Source organism: Embleya sp. AB8 (assembly GCF_049739465.1).
Lineage (GTDB): Bacteria > Actinomycetota > Actinomycetes > Streptomycetales > Streptomycetaceae > Embleya.
In genome coordinates this window covers 1-1,504 of record NZ_JBMHHY010000066.1, presented here as the reverse complement: position 1 = coordinate 1,504, position 1,504 = coordinate 1, and the positions used below count along the sequence as shown (strand labels likewise).

The following is a 1,504-nucleotide window of genomic DNA, read 5'->3' as shown; positions in this document are numbered from 1 at the left end:
TGAACGAACACGAAGAAGATCAGGACCGGGATGGTCATCAGGGTGGAGGCGGCCATGATGCCGCCCCAGTCGTTCTGGTCCGGTTTGAAGAACACCATCAGTGCCGCCGGCAGGGTCTGGTGTTCGGTGTCGAGGATGAACGTCTTGGCGAACACGAAGTCGTTCCACGCGGTGATGAAGGAGAACACCGACGTGGCCGCCAGGCCCGGCGCGACCAGCGGGAACAGGATGCGCCACAGGATGGTGAACCGGTTCGCCCCGTCGATGCGCGCGGCCTCCTCCAGCGACTCGGGGATCGCCTTGACGAACCCGCGCAACATCCAGATCGCGAACGGCAGCGAGAACGCCAGGTTGACCAGCATCAGCGAACCGAGCGTGCTCAGCCCGAACCCGGGCGCGACCGTGCCGATGTCGCGCACCAGGAAGAACAGCGGGATGGTCAGCGCCTCGACCGGCACCATCTGCGCGACCAGGAACATCACCAGGATCGTGGTGCGGAACCTGAAGCGGAACCGGGTCAGCGCCACCGCCGCCAGGAACGACACCAGCCCGGACAGCACCACCACCACGACCGCCACGACCAGGCTGTTCAGGAAGTAGCCGCCGAAGCCGCTCACCCCGAACGCGTTCCGGAAGTTCTCCAGCGTCGGATGCCACGTCCACGGACGCGGGTCGACCGAGCTCAGCTCGCCGGCCGGCTTCAGCGCGGACAGCACCATCCAGTACAGCGGGAACACCGTGACCAGCGCGACCACGATCGCGACGGTGTTCGCGATCCGCCGCGACACCGTGCGGTTCACCCTCGACGTGCGGACACCGCCCGCCCTCCCGACCGTTCCCGACTTCACAGTTCCTCCCCGGAGCGGCGCAGCGCGCGGATGTAGAAGGCCGTGACGACCAGCAGGATCAGTGTCATGAGCACGCCGATCGCCGCGCCCAGGCTGTAGTCCGAGGATGCGAACGCCTTCTGGTACGCGTACACGTTGAGCACCAGGTTCTGGCCGGCGATGCCGCCGCCCCCGGTCATCACGTAGATCTGGGTGAAGACCTTGAAGTCCCAGATGATCGACTGGATCACCACGATGGTCAGGATCGGTCGCAGGATCGGCAACATCACGTGTCGGAACGTGGTCCACGTGGAGGCGCCGTCCAGCCGGGCGGCCTCCAGGACCGACACCGGGATGGACTCGATGCCCGCGTAGAGCGAGATCATCACGAACGGGAACGAGTGCCACACCACCACGACACCGACCAGCGCGAACGCCGACCACTTGTCGTAGAACCAGTTGTGGCCCGGCATCCCCAGGACCTCGTTGACCAGGCCCAGGTTGGTGTCGAACAGGAACATCCACACCGTCGACCCGGTCATCGCCGGCGCCGCCCACGCGCCCAACGCGGCGAACAACAGGAACAGCCGGGGCCACCTGCCGACCCTCGTCAACAGCACGGCCGCGGCGGCGCCCACCGCGAGGGTGGCCACCACGCACGCGGCGGCGAACACCAC

2 protein-coding genes are annotated in these 1,504 nt (G+C 66.7%); both read right to left on the bottom strand.

The window, feature by feature from the left end:
- Positions 1–788: carbohydrate ABC transporter permease (locus tag ABIA38_RS45040; protein WP_424644863.1), on the bottom strand; the 788-nt coding region annotated here is incomplete at its 3' end.
- A gap of 56 nt (positions 789–844) precedes the next feature.
- Positions 845–1,504, bottom strand: a 660-nt coding sequence (locus ABIA38_RS45035; RefSeq protein WP_424644862.1) for a carbohydrate ABC transporter permease, incomplete at its 5' end; no start/stop codon positions are given.